1 protein-coding gene is annotated in these 1,235 nt (G+C 63.3%); it reads right to left on the minus strand.

Annotation, left to right across the window (positions count from 1 at the left end):
* Nucleotides 1-1,235: hypothetical protein (locus ACFOW6_RS18165; protein WP_382423843.1), on the minus strand; the 1,235-nt coding region annotated here is incomplete at both ends.

Here is a 1,235-nt window from a genome sequence, read left to right on the forward strand (position 1 = left end):
GCCGCCTCGGCCACAACGCCCTCGACCTTGAACGACACACTGGAGGTGTCCGTCCACTCGGTCTTGTCGCCGCAGCCGTTGCACTCCTGCCAGCCATCAATCAGCTCGCGATACGCGCCATCCCCGGCAAAGCCGTCGTCGTCGTATTCCTGCGTCTTCGCCTTGCCCGTCAGCGTGAAGTCCGTGCTGTCGTCAACCGGCAGCTCAATGCCAAGCTTGCCAGCCAGGTCTACAGACGTCGGACCGGCATACTCGCCGTCCTCGGACTGACCCTCGTAGCGCTCAAACGTCAGCGTCAGCTCGCTGCCGTCCTCAGAGACGCTCCAGACCGAACCGTCGCCAAGCACAAGCTCGTCACCAAGCGCCTGCGTCTCACCGGTCGTGTCCACCCAGGACCCGTCGCTCTCGCCCTTGTTCAGGACAATCTGCGTGATGCCCTCGGACCCGTCGTCGTCCTGCGTCGTCGCCGCGTACTTCACGTCAATCAGGCGGGCCGTCTCCGAGTCCCCGCCATGCGCCGCGGACGAGGTCTCGCCGTCCTCGGCAAAGCGGTACTCCTCAACAACCGCCTTCGTGTAGTCGAGCTCGCGCACAAAGTAGTCCGAGCTGTCGCTCGCCTGGGCGTCACCTTCCGAGACAGCACCGCCATACGGCGCCGCCTGGAACGCAAGCGCACCGATCGCATCGCCCTCGCAGAGTTCCGAGGCCTCCAGCGTGATCGTGCCGACGTTGTTGCTGCCCTCATTAAAGGCAACCTGCTGGTAGACACCATCGTAACCCGCAGGCGCATCCGACGACGAACCGAACAGAACCGTCCCGAGCGCCTCGCCATCCGGGTTGTACAGCGTCACCTCGCCGTACTCGCCCTGGTCCTCATTGCTGAACAGATTCGAAACCGTAACCGTCACCGAACTCGCCGGATCATCAAGCGTGGCAACCAAAGCCTCGCTCGCGTCCGCCTCAGGGTCATGGCCAACCTGGTCCGGAACCTCCAGACCGCGGTCCTCACCATCAACCAGGACACCCGCACCGTTCGGGTCAAAGGTCACATTCTCACCCGCAGCCAGGCTCTCCAGATCCAGGGACTCACCGGCCGTGTAGGCGCCAAAGGCCAGACCCGTCAGCTTCACTCCCGTCTGAGACCCATCATCGCTCAGATCAGAAACAACGGACTCCGAGCCCGCACCGTAAACCGGCAGGCAATCTCCATCATACTCGCCAAAACCAGCATCAGC

The sequence above is a fragment of the Fodinicurvata halophila genome, assembly GCF_042651425.1.
Classification (GTDB): domain Bacteria; phylum Pseudomonadota; class Alphaproteobacteria; order Kiloniellales; family DSM-21159; genus Fodinicurvata; species Fodinicurvata halophila.